The following is a 17,541-nucleotide window of genomic DNA, read 5'->3' on the forward strand; positions in this document are numbered from 1 at the left end:
GCCGGGGCGCTTTAGCTGCAACCCGTTCACCTTGTTAACGCTTTTATTGGGATAATATATGAATTTTCTCGCCCATCTTCACCTCGCCAGGCTCTCAGACAGCTCGCTGCTGGGCAATCTGCTGGCCGACTTTGTGCGCGGCGATCCCTCGGGCGACTACGCAGCCGACGTGGTAGCCGGGATTTATATGCATCGCCGGGTGGATGCGCTGACGGACAGCCTGCCGGAAGTGCTGGAAGCAAAAACCTGGTTTCGCCCGGAAACCCGCCGCGTCGCGCCCATCGCATTGGATGTGATGTGGGATCACTTCGTCTCGCGCCACTGGGATACGCTCTCCCCCGATCTTGAACTGCCGCGCTTCGTGGCCCAGGCCCAGCGCGAAATCGGCCAGCATCTGCCGCTGACGCCGCCACGCTTTATCAACCTGAACCAGTATTTGTGGTCCGAACGCTGGCTTGAGCGCTACAGCGAGATGGCGTTTATCGGCAACGTGCTGAACGGCATGGCGAGCCGTAGACCAAAACTGTCGGCGCTGCAACAAAGCTGGGGCGATCTGGATGCCCATTACGATCGGCTGGAGCAGCAGTTCTGGCAGTTCTATCCGCGCATGATGGCGATGGCGCAGCAGAAAACCCTATAGCCCTCACAACCTCTTAAGGTAAATATTGCCCTTTTTCTAAAAAGGGCTATTCTTGTGGACTGCACACACCAAATCCGATTATTGATAGGCAAAACCTATCTGAATAATCGGTTTATTCATCTTTGTGAACCTGTGCGATATCTCTATACTGGCCCGCGTTGCGTTCTACTCACCTTAAATAACACCAAGGAGTCCTCATGGTACTGGTAACTCGTCAGGCACCGGATTTTACCGCTGCAGCCGTTCTGGGAAGTGGCGAAATCGTTGAAAACTTCAACTTTAAAAAACACATCAACGGTAAAGCGACCGTGCTGTTTTTCTGGCCGATGGACTTCACCTTTGTATGCCCGTCTGAACTGATCGCGTTCGACAAACGTTACGCAGAATTCCAGAAGCGCGGTGTGGAAGTGGTTGGCGTTTCTTTTGACTCTGAATTTGTTCACAACGCATGGCGTAACACCCCGGTGGATAAAGGCGGTATTGGCCCGGTTCAGTACGCGATGGTTGCCGATATCAAACGTGAAATCCAGCAGGCTTACGGCATCGAGCATCCGGACGCAGGCGTTGCGCTGCGCGGCTCCTTCCTGATCGACAAAGACGGTGTGGTTCGCCACCAGGTAGTTAACGACCTGCCGCTGGGCCGTAACATCGACGAAATGCTGCGTATGGTTGACGCGCTGCAGTTCCACGAAGAGCACGGCGATGTGTGCCCGGCTCAGTGGGAAAAAGGCAAAGAAGGTATGAACGCCTCTCCGGACGGCGTAGCGAAATACCTGAGCGAAAACGTCGCTAAGCTGTAATAACGACTTCAAAAAAAAGGCCCGAATCGGGCCTTTTTTTATGACTATTTATCAGGGTTTACTCTTCACTTCCCGCCACAACCTGAACGCGACCAGCAGCAGCGCCAGCACGCCAATCACCAGCACGCCCCAAATCAGCATCGTCATCCACTGGCTGCGCCGCTCCGCCGGGTCGACCGCCGTCAGGCGCGCCTCGCCGCCCAGCGTGATGGTGTCGGCTTCAGTGGCAACCGGCAGTGACTCCAGAGTGTATTGCCCGCGCAGTTTTTCAGGGATCACCATATCCAGCGCCATCGCCTGCGGTTTAGCGGCTTTATTTCCCCATGCCAGCATAAACGGCCCCGTTCCCTGAGGAATAAACACCAACGCCTGGCTGGCGCGCAGCCCCTGCACTTCCGGCGGCGTATCGCCCCAGCTGGCGTTAATGCCTTTAATCCTGATGGCCTGAACCCGATCGCCGTTCAGCAGCGTGGGCTCAGACTGCGCGTCGTTAATCCGGTACAGTACGGTTTTCGTCAGCGGTCTCCACGGGTCCTGCTCGCGCTGACGAAATTCAATTTCCACTGGCAATACTGGGCTGTCACTCCCCGGAGTGATCGCCAGGCCCGCCAGCGGCTGTGGATTAGCCCAGCGGTATACCGCCTCACTGGAGTCGACTTTTTCTTTATGGGCAGGCAGATACACGTACGCATTACTGAAATCGTCCGCTGGCGCGAGGGCTTCCACGCTTTGCAACGCAAGCGGCTGCGACGCGTCTGATACGGTCATCAGCAGATAACGGTAGCCCGTTTCGGAGAGCGTGACGCTGGACGGTATGGTGTTGAGCTTTAGCTGGTCGCTGCCAGAGGTCAGATCCATCAGGGGCGAATTTTCGGCCAATTTGTACCACTGATCTTCAAATTTCAAATTGTCGCTGTAAAACAGATCGACCTTCGCCTGCCAGTTTTGCGCCGGTTTGCTCCAGTTGAGACGCAACTGCGCCACGGGCAGCGAAGTTTTCTGCCCGTCCGGTAATGCCATCAGGAAACTCTGGCTGATACGCGTGACATCGTCGCCCGCCAGATGCACTTCCGCGCCGCCCGGCATTTTCACCGTCAGGCTACCCTGCCCTTCCTGTTTGGCATGTTTGATATCCAGCGGGAACACTTTAAGCGTCACGGGCTGCGGCGCGCGCTGCGGCTGGCGTTGCGGCGTCAACGCAAAAGGTACGGCTTCGCCTTTGCTGTTAAACACCCGAACGTCGCGCAAATCGGGCCAGACGGTTTGCTCATACACCTGCGTCGGCAGCGCAATTTGCCAGAACGGTGAAGCCCCTTCATTCTCCAGATGCATCCCCCAGGCGTAATCCTGCGGCGCATCAGGCGCGCTGTCGTTTGCCAATCCCGCCATCGGCAGACAAAGTGCCGCCATGACGATAACGTTAAGTAATCCCTTCATTCCGGTTCCGCCTTGTTAACCGCCGCCTTCGGGGGCAGCGGTGAAAAATAGCCGACAATTAATACCAGCACCGCCACGCCGATAAACGCGATGGCCCGCGCCAGCCCGCCGCCGCCAGCGCTGTCCACCAGCATCAGTTTGATAATCACCACGCCAAGCAGCGCCGCCCCCGCCATCCAGCTATTACGGCTGGCTGAGCGGGTGGCTTTCACCATGACCACCAATGCGATTAGCATCCAGAATAGCGCGAAGCTGGTCTGGATAAGCCGAGACGACCACAGCGCGTCGGGCTGCCAGGCAATGTCACCGTAACCGGCCAGGATACGCAGCAGCAGGCCGTTGGCCCACCAGAAGGCTAACCCGGCGATGACTAGCGGCACGCTCTGCGAAATGTTATGCCAGCCCGGCGGGCGATGGGTTTCGAGATAACGAGCGGCGACATACAGCGCCAGCAGCCCATAGCCTGCGCCGATTTCCAGCGGGTTAACCAGCGGTACCCACCGCCAGTTAATCATCGTGCCATCCAGCAGGTTACTGAAAATCAACATGCCGAGTTCCAGCGCAATCAGCGGCGCGATGCCGATACTGGCATACCCCTGCGGCCAGACGCGCACCGGCCACAGGCCGCGGCGTACTGCGCCGTAGACCAGCAGGATCACAATCCCGGCGCTCGCCATCACGATCCCCGCCTGCCATTCGTCAGAACCCCACGGCAATCCCTCGATAAACCAGTAAATTTCCAGCCCAATAACCAGCAACACAAGCCAGAATAGCGTGAGATGCAGCGCCTGCGACAGACTGGCCAGTAGCGGTTCGCCATCCCGGTACAGCAGCGCGCCCGCACAGGCAATCGCCGCGATCCAGATAAGCCCCGTCCAGCCCACGCTCAGCAAACGATCGCCATGCTGCACGGTGAACAGGATTGCCAGCAGGATCCCCGGCCACAGCAGCCACTGGGCATAGCCCATTTCCCGCCAGTTAAGCCGCTGGCTGGCGGCCCGCCATACCCATACCGACGCGCAAAGCAGCGCCAGCACAATAACCGCGAGATTCAGCGAACGGTTGATGGCATCAGCCAAACCGATCAGCGCGACGATCCAAAAAGCAATCCCGCCCGCCAGCAATGCATGGCTAATGAGCACATGGTGGGTACGCCACAGCCACGCCGCCATCAACCAGGCGGCGCTCAGTACGCTGAAAATCACCATCATCGACAGCGGCGTCAGATGCTGCGACAACGCATAAACCGCACTGCCCAACGCCAGTACCAGTAGCCCGGTACCGCTGTAGCTCATCCACCGCTGGTGCTGTTGAAGACCGAGCCACACAATCCCCAGACCTTCCAGCGCCCAGGCCATCGCCGTCCAGCGCGCCGACAGCGCCAGCGGGATCGCCAGGGTAGTGAACGCGCCGCCCAACGCCAGCGCCGCCAGTACCAGGATTTTCCCCTGCCCCGGATAGCGGCGCAGCACTATCCAGCCCAGTACCAGATAAACCAGCCCAAAACCCAGCGCCGATAGCGCCGGGCCGTATTCAAAATGGCGGGTGATGGCGTACTGCATGCCAAAGCCGATCAGCGGCGGCGCGAACAGCAGCACCCCATCGATAATCTTTTCTTTGCTCTCCTGGGCACGCAGCGACAGCCCCACGCACAACACGCCGAACAGCAAGATATTGGCAATTAAGAACAACTGGCTACTGAGATAAATTTCCGGCCGATAGCCGTTCATCCCCCACAGCCCGGCAACGCCAAAGGTAAACGCCATGCCCAGCAGATTCAGCACCCGCCAGTGTTGCCACCAACTGATCGCCAGAATGCCCACTGAAAGCAGCAGATAAAATGAAAACAGCGCGATATGGTTACCGGAACCGGTAGAGAGCAGGATCGGCGCAAGATAACCGCCAATGCTTGCCAGCATCGCCAGGCTAAGCGCCTTTTGCAGTACCGCCAGCCCGACGCTGGCTGCGCAAATCAACAGCAGCAGGCCAAACGCCAGGGTCATCGGCAGCATTTGCCACAGACGGAAAGCGCCGAATACCGTGAGATACAGAGCGCCGGTCGCCCCGCCCTGCAATATCAGGCCGTACAGCGGCTGTTTGTGGCGCAGCCTGAAGCCGAAGAATAGCAGCCCCATCGAACCCGCCGCTGCCGCCAGCAGGCGCAGCTCGAGCGGGAACATGTCGCGCTCAACGGTGTAACGGAACAGATAGGCCAAACCAAGAAACAGCAGCAGTACGCCCAGTTTTGCCAGCGGGTTACCCTGCATAAACCAGCGCACCAGCGAACTCAGCATGCCGCTGAACTGCGAAGGGGGAATATCCTGAACGGGTGCTGACGCCGCAGGGGCGGCGTCAGGCGCGGCGCGAGGTTGTGCAACCCATGCCGGAGCAGGCTCCAGGGGAGACGGTTTTTCGGCAACGGGCGCTGGTTTCTGCCGGTAACGCTGAACCCGGGCGATAATATCGTCTTCAGAGGCACGCTGCGGCGCTTGCGCCACACTGACCGGCAGCGGTGCGGCGGCCAGCGTCGACTCCAGCTCGGTCACGCGCTGACGCAGACGCGTGAGTTCATCCATCGCAGCATTACTTCTGCGCCAGGCCATCACCGACATAATCGGAGCGACGACCAGCAGCAAAAAGAGTATTAGCCCCGCCCAAAACACCAGTCCATCCATGCCCGTTTCCTTGTTATCGGCATACGCGATTGCCGTCTATTTTTTCAAAAAGCGCATTCAGGAGATAGTCTGGCATTTCCGAATTTACCGCTACGCGTTGCGCCAGATCCCGCTGGAAACCGCAGGCATCAGCAACGATTGTCCGGTGATTTGCGCCTTTCCTTCCTCCAGCCGCCACTCGGTTTCCGCCAGTAACGGCGACCAGGGGAGCTCGATGCGCGTGTCATCGCCCCGGTTAATGGCAACCAGCACTTTTTGCTGTTGCCACAGGCGCATAAACACGACCACATCCCCTTTAGCGTATAGCACATTGCAGCCGCCGTAGCGTAATGCGCGTGATTGTTTACGCAGCCGCCCCAGGCGCTGATACAGCGCAAACAGTTCGCGATCCTGCTTTTCGGCGTCCCATGGATAGGGCTTACGGCAAAACGGATCGTTATTGCCGTCCAGCCCCACTTCATCGCCATAATAGATACAGGGGACGCCGGGCCAGCAGAACAGCCACACCACACCCAGCGGCAGGCGGGCAACGTCTTTACCCAGCAGGGTTTTAAACCGCGCGGTATCGTGGCTGTCGAGCTGGTTGAACATACGCAACTGCTGCTGATGGGAAAGCCCGGCGCGGTACTGTTCCATCCAGTTAATACAGATTTCCGCGTCGATATGCTGCGGGTCGTAGGAGATATCAGTATTGGCCAAAAATCCCCACAACGGCACCGTAAAGCCGCGATAGTTCATCGCCGCGTCTTCCACGTCGGCCTGTAGCCACTGACGCGCATCGCCGAAGTGCTCGCCAACGATATAGGCCTCAGGATTGACCTCTTTCGCCGCCTGGGTAATGCCGCGCACGTGCTGCAAGTTATTCTGCGCCCCGCCCGCTTCGCCGAGCATATGCACCACATCTAACCGCCAGCCGTCCATGCCCCAGGGCTCCCGTAACCAGTGGCGCACCACGCTGTCTTCGCCCTGGTAGATTTCGTCGATAAGGGTCGGGGACTGGTAATCGAGTTTTGGCAGGCTCGGGTAGCCCAGCCAGTCCAGCGCCCGGCCATCTTCGGAAAAACTGTACCAGTCGCGCCATGGGGATTGCGGGTTATGGCACGCCCCGCCGGTGGCGGCGTTATGGCGGTCGAACCACGGATGGGAGTCGCCGCTGTGGTTAAACACCCCGTCCAGCAGCAGCCGCATCCCGGCGCGCCGGGTGTTATCGCGCATGCGCAGCAGCGCCTGGTCGCCGCCAAACTGCGGGTCAACGTGGCGGTAATCCTGGGTGTCATATTTATGGACGCTGGGCGCGGTAAACACCGGGTTGAGATACAGCGCCGTGACGCCGAGTTTTTGCAGCCACGGCAGTTTCTCGCTGATGCCGTCCAGATCGCCGCCGTAAAACGTCGAGCCGCCCGCCTCAGCGGTAACCGGTTCGTCCCAGTCGCGCAGAATAATGTCGCGATGGGCGGCGTGGTGATAGTAAACATTATCCTGCCCCGCCTCGCGCGGCAGGCTGCGGGCGAAACGGTCCGGGAAGATTTGATAAAAAATCTGGTCCGCCACCCAGCTGGGGCCATTATCCGGCGCATCCACCGCAAACTGCTCAAGGCGCGCAGGCGGAAAATCGTTAAATCCCTGCGGGGTAAACCAGCGCTGGCGGCTGGGCCACAGCAGTTTAAAACTGTAGCGGCGGCGCGGCTGCCCCTCGTCCAGCGCGATAGAAGCCCGCCAGGCGGTGACGCCTTGCTGCGGCGCTTTGCGTACCCGCGTCATGGGGATAGAGGTCTCTTCGTTATCGCGTTCCGCGCGTAGCGTCACCCGCTGCGGCAAATCATCCCCGGAAAGCCACAGCGTGATGGTCAGTCGCTCGGCGGTTTGTTTGATAAAAGGTGCCACCGGAAGGTGCCAGGCTTGCAACATCGTATTTCCCCTCGGTCAAATTTTGACGCCACCATGCCATATCAGCGGCATACCGCCTTCCTCATTTTGCTTTTATTTGGGGGAGGAGTTAACAGGTGGAGATCACTGAGCGTAGAGCGAAAACAGCATCCCCGCCAGGCGGCGGGGATGGAAGAGATTAGGCGGTAACGCGGGCGCGGGCGTCGCGGCGGCGTTTGAACAGCCAACCGACCAGCAACAGGGCAATCCACGCGAAGCCGACATATAACGAGATGCGGGTGTCCGGGTGGTAGCCAATCAGGCCGATGATAAATACCAGGAAGATCAGGCCGATCACCGTGGTAGTGACGCCACCCGGTACTTTAAATTTCAGCGCCTTCACCTCTTCTGGCGATAAACGGCGGCGGAACCAGATTTGCGACAGCAAAATCATGATCCACACCCACACGGTGGCGAAGGTCGCCAGTGAGGCAATCACCAGGAACACGTTTTCCGGCATGATGTAGTTGAGATACACCGCCAGCAGCAGCGCGGCGGTCATTACCATCACCGTCACCCACGGCACGCCGTTACGCGAGGTTTTGGCAAACACTTTCGGCGCGCTGCCCTGGTCCGCCATGCCGTGCAGCATGCGGCCCACGCCAAAAACATCGCTGTTAATCGCCGACAGGGAAGCGGTGATCACCACAAAGTTAAGAATACCGGCGGCAAAGGTGATGCCCATATGCTGGAAAGTCAGCACAAACGGGCTACCGTTGGTGCCGACCTGGTTCCACGGATAGATAGACATAATCACGAACAACGTACCCACGTAAAACACCAGAATACGCAGCGGAACCGAGTTAATGGCGCGCGGAATCGACTTCTCCGGATCTTTGGCTTCGCCTGCGGTAATGCCGATGATTTCGATGCCGCCGTAGGCAAACATCACCATCTGCAACGCCATAATGGTGCCGATCCAGCCGTTGGCGAAAAAGCCGCCATGGCTCCAGAGGTTGCTGATGCCGGTGGGCTGGCCGCCGTTGCCGATGCCCCAGATAATGATGCCGATGCCGGCGGCGATCATGATGATAATGGTGGCGACTTTGAAGAACGAGAACCAAAATTCCATCTCGCCGAACACTTTAACGCTCATCAGGTTGATTGCGCAGATAATCAGCACCACGCTCAGCACCCACACCCAATGCGGCACCGTGGGGAACCAGACGCCCATATAGATGCCGAAGGCGGTCACGTCGGCGATAGCGACGATCAGGATTTCAAAGCAGTAGGTCCAGCCGGTGATGTAGCCCGCCAGCGGGCCTAAGTTTTCCTGGGCATAACGGGAGAACGAACTGGCCGCAGGGTTGTGCACTGACATTTCACCCAGCGCGCGCATGATAATGTAGGCCGCCACGCCGCCAATAATATACGCCAGCAGCACGCTCGGACCGGCCATTTTAATGGCGTCGGCGGAGCCGTAAAAAAGCCCGGTGCCAATCGCCGAGCCGAGTGCCATAAAGCGAATATGTCGCGTACTCAAACCGCGTTTGAGCGTAGTCCCGTTTTCCATGTTGTTAAGTACCTGGTTACACAATAAAAAAACCACGGAGCGGGCTCCGTGGTTAAAATCTGTCCGGCTTTATTTAGTGCGCGGTGGAGGTCACCTGACGCCCCGCTGCGCGATCCCAAATAGCGGCAATCACCACCATCGCAACCGTCGGCATCAGCCAGGCCAGCCCTTGATCGGCCAGCGGCATTTTCTGCGTCCAGGCAGGCAACATGCCGCCCAGCGCCGAGGCTTTCACGCCGTCAATCAGGCCCAACAGCAGGCTGATTAACATCGCCGGTGCGATAACGCGGGTGGAATTGTGCCACCAACCGCGGGTAAAGCTCAACACGACCAGCACAATACACGGCGGATAAATAGCCGTCAGCACCGGAATGGAAATCTGGATCAAGTGGCTCAGGCCCAGATTCGACACCACCATCGAGAAGCCGCCGAGGATAAACACCAGCGAGCGGTACGACAGCGGCAGATACTGCGCGAAGAACTCAGCGCAGGCGCAGGTCAGGCCCACCGCGGTTACCATGCAGGCGATGAAAATCAACGCCGCCAGCAGGAAGCTGCCCGCGCCGCCGAAGGTGTGCTGCACGTAAGCGTGAAGAATTGCCGCGCCGTTAGCAGACTGGTCCACCAGCGTAGCGCTGTCTGAACCCAGGCGGAACAGCGCCAGGTACAGCAGGGTCAAGCCGATACCCGCCATCAGGCCAGCCCATACCGTGTAGCGGGTCAGCAGACGCGCTTCGGTGACGCCGCGTGAACGCGCCGCGTTAACGATAACGATACCGAACACCATCGCGCCCAGAGTATCCATGGTCAGATAACCGTTGACGAAGCCGTTGGAGAACGCCGCATTCTGGTACGCGTCGGTAGCGACGCTGATATCGCCCGCCGGCCACAGCAGCGCAGCAACCGCCAGAACGGTCAGCGCGATGATTTTCAGCGGCGCCAGGAAGTTGCCCACGGTATCGAGCAGTTTGCCCGGATACAGCGACACCAGGATCACCAGCGCGAAGTAGATCAGGCTGTAGATAAACAGCGGCATCGGCCCTGCGCCGGTCAGCGGCGCAATCCCCATTTCAAAAGAAACGGTCGCGGTACGCGGCGTGGCGAACAGCGGCCCCACGGCCAGATAACACACGGTGGCCAGCAGGATACCCGCGCCACGGCCAATCGGCGTGCTCAGGCTGTCAACGCCGCCGCCGACTTTCGCCAGCGCCACCACGGTCAGCACAGGCAGACCGACCGCCGTGATCAGAAAGCCGAGCGCCGCCGTCCAGACGTGTTCGCCCGCTTGCAGGCCAACCATAGGGGGAAAGATGATGTTGCCAGCGCCAACAAACAGCGCAAAGGTCATAAAGCCCAGTGCGATGATGTCACGCGATTTCAATTGATGGGTCATAAAGTCTAACTGCCTGTGGATGTGGTGTTGAAAAGAATGACGTTTTTGCTGCCAGCGATGAGCGAAATAGCGTCGTTTCGTTATAAATCAGCGAAAAACACTTACCTGATGCCGTGGCGGAGAATAGTTTTTTGGTTTACCACGAAATTACAGAGAGTCTGGCAACATCAGGTGCGCAATTTAAACGCTTATAACGTTTGAAGGCAATAAGGGATCTAAAAACCAGTAGATTATTCCGCATCCGGTAAGTGAGTTAGATATTCATACCAGATTCTTAAAAATGTTATGGCTTTTAATGCGAACAAAAAACAAACAACCGTCAAAAATAAGACAGACGTTAAGGAAACCAAACGGCAAAAGGGCCAGTTTACTGGCCCATGGAAACTAAGTTTTACAGCGGGATTAGCTGATTTGCCGTACCGGCGCAGGATTTGCGATAAGCCGTTCCGGCAGCACGAAGGTAAAGGTGGTTCCCTTGCCTGGCTGGCTTTCGATTTCAAGGCGCGCATCGTGGTGGCTGAGGGCGTGCTTCACAATCGCCAGCCCCAGTCCGCTGCCGCCGGTCTGGCGGGAGCGGGCTTTATCCACCCGGTAAAAACGCTCGGTAAGACGCGGAATATGCTCCGCAGAAATTCCCGGCCCGTTGTCCTGTACCGAAAACTTTGCTCCCTGTGGAACACGTTGCCAGGTCACGGTAATCGCCGTGCCTTCCGGGGTGTGATTTACCGCGTTATATACCAGGTTGGAGATGGCGCTGCGCAGCTGTTCGTCATTACCCAGCACCTTTAGATTGCTGTCGACGTCAAACGTAAGCGTATGTTTTTTCTGGCTTAGGGTTTGCGCTTCGCGCTCCACCACCCGCAGCATCATCGGCACATCGATCTGCTCATTAAGCACCAGCGCCGGCGCGGCTTCGATTTTCGATAGCGTCAGCAGCTGTTTGACCAGCCCCTCCATGCGGTGGGTTTGCTCGCGCATAGTGTGGATGGCTTTCTCACGCAGCGGGCCTTCCAGCGGCTTGTCGTCCATCATCTCCAGGTAGCCCTGAAGCACCGTCAGCGGTGTACGCAATTCGTGACTGACGTTGGCAAAGAAATTACGCCGCGCGCCTTCCAGCTGGTGCATTTGTGTGACGTCGCGCGCCACCATCAGCAGTTGTTCCTCGCTGTAGGGCATTACACGGAATTCCAGATGACGCCCGTTATTCAGCACCAGATTCAGCGGACGGGTAAACTGCCGCGCCTTCAGCCAGTTGGTAAATTCGGGATAGCGCAACAGGTTAAGAATGTTTTGGCCGTTATCGTCCGGCCAGCGCAGCCCCAGCAACTGTTGGGCCAGGCCGTTACACCAGAAAATATTGCCCTCTTCGGTGGTAAGGATCACCGCATCCGGTAGCGATTCCGCGCCGCTGCGAAAGCGTTTGATCAGGTTGCCCAGCTCGCGGCGGCGCTTTTTATTACGTAGCTGCATTTGATGCAGGCCGTACAGCAGCGGGTCCCAACTCCCCCGTCCCGTCGGCGGCGTCATGCTGCGATCGACCCAGATCCACCAGGACAGGCGCATCAGATTCCAGAAATGCCACACCAGCAGGCCGGTGACCGCCAACAGCAAAAACCACGCCCAGTAACCAAAAATGGCCCCTAAAATCAGGGCCGGAATACAACACAGCACCAGCTCAAGGGCCAGCCTTTTCCATGACAGCCGTTCCAGCACGCGTCACTCTCCCGTTATCGTAATTAAAAACGACTTGAGAAGCGGTAGCCGGTGCCGCGAACCGTTTGCACCATCCGGTCGTGCCCGCTCAGCTCCAGCGCTTTACGCAGGCGGCGGATATGCACGTCCACGGTTCGGTCTTCCACATAGACATTGGTGCCCCAGACATGATTCAGCAGCTGTTCGCGGCTGTAAACCCGTTCCGGGTGGGTCATAAAGAAGTGTAACAGTTTGAATTCGGTGGGGCCCATATCGAGGGGATTTTCGCCGGTCATCACGCGGTGGGAACTGGGATCGAGGCTCAGCCCCTGCATCTCAATCACCTCCTCCACCGCCATCGGAGAGATGCGGCGCATCACGGCTTTAATCCGCGCCACCAGCTCCTTCGGGGAGAACGGCTTGGTGATGTAATCATCCGCCCCGGTTTCCAGCCCGCGTACACGGTCTTCTTCTTCGCCGCGCGCGGTCAGCATCATCACCGGGATATCGCGGGTCAGCGCTTCGCGTTTCAGATGCTTGATAAACTGAAGCCCGGAGCCGCCCGGCAGCATCCAGTCCAGCAGGATAAGATCGGGCCAGGGTTCGTTAAGCTGATTCACCGCGCTGTCATAATCTTCCGCTTCAACCGGCTGGAAGCCATTTTGTTCGAGTACGAAGCACACCATCTCACGAATTGGCGCTTCATCTTCAACGACCAGGATACGTCTCGCCATGATTAGCCCTGTCAAATTAAGTCGAATTTTCTGAATGCGGCGCCATTATGCGTCAGTTTTATGACAGATTTATGAAAAAGATGACGGTCTTATGACCCATCAGTTTGGTGTATAAATCTGGCGTCAGGACAGTGAAGTATAAGGAGGGTTATAATCCCCCTTTCGCTTTTACGCCACAGGGAATGACGATGCGCATCCTCCACACCTCAGACTGGCACCTCGGTCAAAATTTTTATACTAAAAGCCGCGCCGCAGAGCATCAGGCCTTTCTGAGCTGGCTGCGCCAGACGGCGGCGGAGCAGCAGGTGGACGCCATCATCGTCGCCGGGGATATTTTCGATACCGGCTCGCCGCCGAGCTACGCCCGCGAACTGTATAACCGCTTTGTGGTGGATCTCCAGCCCACAGGCTGCGAGCTGATCGTGCTGGCAGGCAATCATGATTCCGTCGCTACGCTCAATGAATCCCGCGAGCTGCTGGCCTGCCTGAATACCCGGGTCATCGCCAGCGCGCAGCATCACCCGGAAGGCCAGGCGATCCTGATTAATAACCGCCGGGGCGAACCGGGCGCGGTGCTGTGCCCGATCCCGTTTTTACGTCCGCGCGATATCACCCGCAGCCGCGCCGGCGAGTCGGGCAGCGAAAAACAGCTGCAACTGCTGGATGCCATCACCCGCCACTATCAGGCGTGCTTTGACGCCGCCTGCCGGCTGCGCGGCGACCGAGCGTTGCCGATTATCGCCACCGGGCACTTAACGGCGCTGGGCGTCACTAAAACCGACGCGGTGCGCGATATCTATATCGGTACGCTGGACGCCTTCCCTGCCAGCCATTTCCCGGCGGCGGATTACATCGCGCTGGGCCATATTCACCGCGCCCAGTGTGTGGCGAAGAGCGAACATATCCGCTATTGCGGCTCGCCGATCCCGTTAAGTTTTGATGAAACCGGCGGCGCAAAAATAGTCAACCTGGTGGAGTTTTCCGCCGGGTCGCTGGCAAACATCACCCCGCTGGAGGTGCCGATCACCCAGCCGCTGGCGATGATCAAAGGCACGCTGGCGCAAATCGAGCAGCAGCTTGAACAGTGGCGCGAGGCACCTGCCGAGCCGAAAACCTGGCTGGATATCGAAATCGTCAGCGATGACTTCCTGCACGATATGCAGCGCCAGATCGTGGCCATGACCGAAAACCTGCCGGTGGAGGTGATCCTGCTGCGCCGCAATCGCGAACAACGGGAACAGGCCATCGCCCGGCTGGAAACCGAAACGTTGAGCGAACTGAGCGTCGCGGAGGTGTTTGAACGCCGCCTGCAAAGCGAGGCGCTGGAAGAGGATGAAGCCGCCCGGCTGAGGACGCTGTTCGCCCAAACCCTGGAGACGATGCAGCAGGAGGAAAACGCATGAAAATTTTGAGCCTGCGCCTCAAGAACCTCAACTCCCTGAAAGGCGAATGGAAAATCGACTTTACCCAGGAGCCGTTTTCCAGCAACGGCCTGTTCGCCATCACCGGGCCAACCGGCGCGGGGAAAACCACCCTGCTCGACGCCATTTGCCTGGCGCTGTATCACAAGACGCCGCGCCTCAACACCATCTCCCAGTCACAGAACGATTTGATGACCCGCGACACCGCCGAGTGCCTGGCGGAAGTGGAATTTGAAGTCAAAGGCGTCGCGTACCGTGCGTTCTGGAGCCAGTATCGCGCCCGCTATCTGCCGGACGGTAAACTCCAGCCTCCCCGCGTGGAACTGGCACGCAGCACCGACGGTAAAATCCTGGCGGATAAAGTGAACGACAAGCTCGAGGCTGTTGCCACCTTAACCGGGCTGGATTATGACCGCTTTACCCGTTCGATGATGCTTTCTCAGGGGCAGTTTGCCGCCTTCCTGAATGCAAAAGCCCAGGAGCGCGCCGAGCTTCTCGAAGAGCTGACCGGTACCGAGATTTACGGAGTCATTTCCGCGCGGGTATTTGAGCAGCACAAGCAGGCGCGGATCGATCTGGAAAAATTGCAGTCACAGGCGCAGGGCGTGCTGTTACTCAGCGATGAGCAGCGCCAGCAGCTGACAGAAAGTTTGCAGGCGCTTACTTCGCAGGAGCAAACGCTACAGACGGCGCTACAGCGCAACCAACAGCATCACCAGTGGATAAGCCAGAAAGCGCAGCTTGAACGCCACTGCCAGCAGACGCAAACCGATCTGGCGCAGGCGCAGCAGGCCCGGCTCGCGGCGCAGGCCGATATCGCCCGGCTGGAACGAGCCCTACCCGCCGAAAAACTGCGCCCGCTGTGGCAGCAACGGCGCGACCAGCGTCAGGCGCTACAGCGAACGCAAACCCAGCGCGATGAAGTAAACGCTCGCTTACTTAACGAAAAGCAGCGCCGCCAGCAGATCCGCGCCGCTATCGCTCAACGCGCCGCCACTTCACGGTCGGAGCTGGAACAGCTCAACGCGTTGATGCAAACCCATCACCGCTGGGGCCTGTGGCAAAACGAACTGGCTGGCTGGAAATCCGCCTTCGCGGAGCGCCGCCGCGACGGCAGCCGCCTCGGCGAACTGCGCGCCGCGCTGGATCAGGTAAACAACAAACAGGCGCAACTGGCCCCCGTCACGCTGACGCTGACGCCGGAACAACTCAGCAGCCAACTACAACGCGCCGCCGCCCAGCGCGACCAGCGCCAGAAACTGGTGGTGCTGCATCGCGATATTGCAGCCCAACGCCAGCGCACCGGGCAGATCGACCAGCAACGCCAGGGGATCGCCCGGCAGTTAGCGGAGCTGGATCGCCAACTGGTAGAGAAGCGCGCGGCGTATAAGGCAAAACAGGAAGAGGCGGCGAATGCCTTCCAGGTCTGGGAGTTGGAAAAAACCATCGTGGGCCTGATGGCTGAGCGAGAGCGGCTCCGGCCCGATGCGCCCTGCCCGTTGTGCGGCTCCACTCATCATCCGGCCATTGAGGCCTATAACGCTATCCAGCCCAACGACAGCGAAGCGCGCTATCAAAAGCTTGAAAAAGAAAAAGCGGCGCTGGGCGAACAGGGCGCGACGCTGCGCGGCCAGCAAAGCTCGCTGCAAAAACAGCAGATGGAACTGGACGCCGAAGCGGCAGGCATGACCCAGAAAGCGCAGGCGCTGAATGCGCAATGGGATGCGCTGTGTCAGGCGCTGGACGCGACGCTGGACGCCAGCCAGCCGCTGGAGCCGTGGCTTGAGGCGCAGACCCGGTACGAACAGCAGCTTTATCTGCTGCAACAGCACCAACAATTGGCGGACGACGCGCGTGCGCGGCAGCAGGCCATCACAAAATATGAAGCGGAGATGGCGGCGCGCTATCAGGCGCTCAGCGAACACTTTGCCGCGCTGGCGCTGACGCTGCCCGATAACGAACAAGAAGCCGAGTGGCTCCGGGCGCGCGAGCAGGAAGCGCAGCAGTGGCAACAACAGCAAACCCGCCAGCTTACACTGCAAAATCTTGTTACCCGCTGCGATGAAGTGCTGGCAGTACTGCCGGATGAGGAGATGCAGCTTGTGCCCTTCACTGGCGAACCGCTGGAAAGCTGGCAGGCCTGCCACAATCAATGCCTGACGCTGGAAGCCCAGTGGACGGCGCTCAGCGAACAGTGCCAGCAGGAACAGGTCCGTGAAGCGCAGCTAACGCAGGAATTTGAACAAATGCTCGCGCAAAGCCCCTTTGCCGATGAAGCCGCGTTTCTCGCCGCAGTGCTGGAACCGCTTGAGCTGGAGCGCCTGAGCGCGCTGAAAACCCAAACCGAGCGCCAGCTTCATGAGCAGCAAACCCGGCAGGCCCAGGCAGAACAGGCATTAAATGCCCACCTGCAAGCACCGCCTGCTGAGATTGATTTAACGATAGATCTGGACGCCTTACAGGCCGCGCTGGCGCAACTCAGCCAGGCGCTGCGCGAAAACGCCACCCGCCAGGGGGAACTCAATCAACAGCTTAAACAGGATACTGACAACCGTGAACGGCTGTCAGGGCTGCAACAGCAGATCGAGGACGCCAGCGCCCATCTGGCGACCTGGGCGCATCTCAACCACTTAATCGGTTCGCAAAAAGGCGACAAATTCCGCAAGTATGCCCAGGGCTTAACTCTCGATAATCTGGTCTGGCTGGCGAACCAGCAGCTCAACCGGCTGCACGGGCGCTACTTGCTGAAGCGTAAACTCAGCGAAGAGCTGGAGCTGGAAGTAGTGGATACCTGGCAGGCCGACGCGGTACGCGACACCCGCACCCTTTCCGGCGGCGAAAGCTTCCTGGTGAGCCTGGCGCTGGCCCTGGCGCTATCGGATCTGGTGAGCCACAAAACTCGCATCGACTCGCTATTCCTCGACGAAGGCTTCGGCACCCTCGACGCCGAAACCCTGGACATCGCCCTCGATGCGCTGGACGCTCTCAACGCCACCGGCAAAACCATTGGCGTCATCAGCCACGTAGAAGCCATGAAAGAACGCATCCCGGTACAAATCAAAGTGAAGAAAATAAACGGCCTCGGCGTCAGCCGATTAGCAAAAGAATACGCAGTAAGTTAACTCCAAAAATCCCCCCTGCGGAGCCAGAGCTGGGGGTTTTCGTCCGGCATCAAAATCGCCGAGGCGCAATTGACGAGCCAGGTCAGCCAGCATGGATGCTGGCTGAGGTCGTGAGCTACAGGATGTAGCATCACGACCGACCTGGAACGAGGAGATGAAGCCGAGGGAACCGCAAAGCGGCGATTTTG

General features: G+C 58.7%; 11 protein-coding genes. 4 read left to right on the forward strand and 7 right to left on the reverse strand.

Annotated features, from left to right (window positions below; translation table 11 throughout):
• The first annotated feature begins 58 nt into the window (after positions 1 to 58).
• Together acpH and FHW74_RS16350 are read left to right on the forward strand one after the other, a co-directional pair.
• Positions 59 to 640: an ACP phosphodiesterase gene (acpH, locus tag FHW74_RS16345; protein ID WP_183171432.1), complete on the forward strand. Its 582-nt coding sequence runs from the start codon at positions 59 to 61 to the stop codon at positions 638 to 640.
• A 197-nt stretch (positions 641 to 837) separates the two neighbouring features.
• Entirely contained in the window at positions 838 to 1,440 is a 603-nt protein-coding gene (locus FHW74_RS16350; protein WP_183171433.1) for a peroxiredoxin C, read from the forward strand.
• A 51-nt stretch (positions 1,441 to 1,491) separates the two neighbouring features.
• Here the strand turns inward: FHW74_RS16350 and FHW74_RS16355 are convergent, their stop codons facing one another.
• From FHW74_RS16355 to phoB, 7 genes are all read right to left on the reverse strand, one after another.
• The gene (locus FHW74_RS16355) at positions 1,492 to 2,877 is read right to left on the reverse strand and encodes a DUF3999 domain-containing protein (RefSeq protein ID WP_183171434.1); all 1,386 of its coding nucleotides are present in this window, start codon (positions 2,875 to 2,877) and stop codon (positions 1,492 to 1,494) included.
• Entirely contained in the window at positions 2,874 to 5,552 is a 2,679-nt protein-coding gene (locus FHW74_RS16360) for a DUF2339 domain-containing protein (protein ID WP_183171435.1), read from the reverse strand. The genes FHW74_RS16355 and FHW74_RS16360 overlap by 4 nt, the downstream gene beginning before the upstream one ends.
• 90 nt (positions 5,553 to 5,642) lie before the next feature.
• The gene (malZ, locus tag FHW74_RS16365; protein WP_183171436.1) at positions 5,643 to 7,460 is read right to left on the reverse strand and encodes a maltodextrin glucosidase; all 1,818 of its coding nucleotides are present in this window, start codon (positions 7,458 to 7,460) and stop codon (positions 5,643 to 5,645) included.
• 157 nt (positions 7,461 to 7,617) lie between these two features.
• On the reverse strand, positions 7,618 to 8,991 hold the full coding sequence (gene proY / locus FHW74_RS16370; RefSeq protein WP_183171437.1) for a proline-specific permease ProY: 1,374 nt from the start codon (positions 8,989 to 8,991) through the stop codon (positions 7,618 to 7,620).
• Between the two features lie 73 nt (positions 8,992 to 9,064).
• Positions 9,065 to 10,384: a branched-chain amino acid transporter carrier protein BrnQ gene (gene brnQ / locus FHW74_RS16375; protein WP_183171438.1), complete on the reverse strand. Its 1,320-nt coding sequence runs from the start codon at positions 10,382 to 10,384 to the stop codon at positions 9,065 to 9,067.
• Positions 10,385 to 10,786: 402 nt separating this feature from the next.
• Positions 10,787 to 12,097: a phosphate regulon sensor histidine kinase PhoR gene (phoR, locus tag FHW74_RS16380; RefSeq protein ID WP_183171439.1), complete on the reverse strand. Its 1,311-nt coding sequence runs from the start codon at positions 12,095 to 12,097 to the stop codon at positions 10,787 to 10,789.
• A 23-nt stretch (positions 12,098 to 12,120) separates the two neighbouring features.
• On the reverse strand, positions 12,121 to 12,810 hold the full coding sequence (gene phoB, locus FHW74_RS16385) for a phosphate response regulator transcription factor PhoB (RefSeq protein ID WP_183171440.1): 690 nt from the start codon (positions 12,808 to 12,810) through the stop codon (positions 12,121 to 12,123).
• A gap of 188 nt (positions 12,811 to 12,998) precedes the next feature.
• Between phoB and sbcD the strand changes: the two genes are divergently transcribed.
• Positions 12,999 to 14,213 carry an exonuclease subunit SbcD gene (gene sbcD / locus FHW74_RS16390; protein ID WP_183171441.1) on the forward strand — a complete coding sequence of 405 codons (1,215 nt, stop codon included), beginning with the start codon at positions 12,999 to 13,001 and terminating at the stop codon, positions 14,211 to 14,213.
• Complete coding sequence (gene sbcC, locus FHW74_RS16395) at positions 14,210 to 17,353, forward strand: exonuclease subunit SbcC (RefSeq protein ID WP_183171442.1); 3,144 nt, start codon at positions 14,210 to 14,212, stop codon at positions 17,351 to 17,353. Before sbcD ends, sbcC begins: the two co-directional genes overlap by 4 nt.
• The last annotated feature ends 188 nt before the right edge of the window (positions 17,354 to 17,541 follow it).

This window comes from Atlantibacter sp. RC6, assembly GCF_014193285.1.
Taxonomy (GTDB): Bacteria; Pseudomonadota; Gammaproteobacteria; order Enterobacterales; family Enterobacteriaceae; genus Atlantibacter.

Excerpts from the sequence above, each read along its gene's own strand:
- FHW74_RS16350 (WP_183171433.1), top strand. The coding sequence starts at position 838 with ATGGTACTGGTAACTCGTCAGGCACCGGATTTTACCGCTGCAGCCGTT.
- phoB (WP_183171440.1), bottom strand. The coding sequence starts at position 12,810 with ATGGCGAGACGTATCCTGGTCGTTGAAGATGAAGCGCCAATTCGTGAG.
- brnQ (WP_183171438.1), bottom strand. The coding sequence starts at position 10,384 with ATGACCCATCAATTGAAATCGCGTGACATCATCGCACTGGGCTTTATG.
- FHW74_RS16355 (WP_183171434.1), bottom strand. The coding sequence starts at position 2,877 with ATGAAGGGATTACTTAACGTTATCGTCATGGCGGCACTTTGTCTGCCG.
- acpH (WP_183171432.1), top strand. The coding sequence starts at position 59 with ATGAATTTTCTCGCCCATCTTCACCTCGCCAGGCTCTCAGACAGCTCG.
- sbcD (WP_183171441.1), top strand. The coding sequence starts at position 12,999 with ATGCGCATCCTCCACACCTCAGACTGGCACCTCGGTCAAAATTTTTAT.
- sbcC (WP_183171442.1), top strand. The coding sequence starts at position 14,210 with ATGAAAATTTTGAGCCTGCGCCTCAAGAACCTCAACTCCCTGAAAGGC.
- FHW74_RS16360 (WP_183171435.1), bottom strand. The coding sequence starts at position 5,552 with ATGGATGGACTGGTGTTTTGGGCGGGGCTAATACTCTTTTTGCTGCTG.
- proY (WP_183171437.1), bottom strand. The coding sequence starts at position 8,991 with ATGGAAAACGGGACTACGCTCAAACGCGGTTTGAGTACGCGACATATT.
- malZ (WP_183171436.1), bottom strand. The coding sequence starts at position 7,460 with ATGTTGCAAGCCTGGCACCTTCCGGTGGCACCTTTTATCAAACAAACC.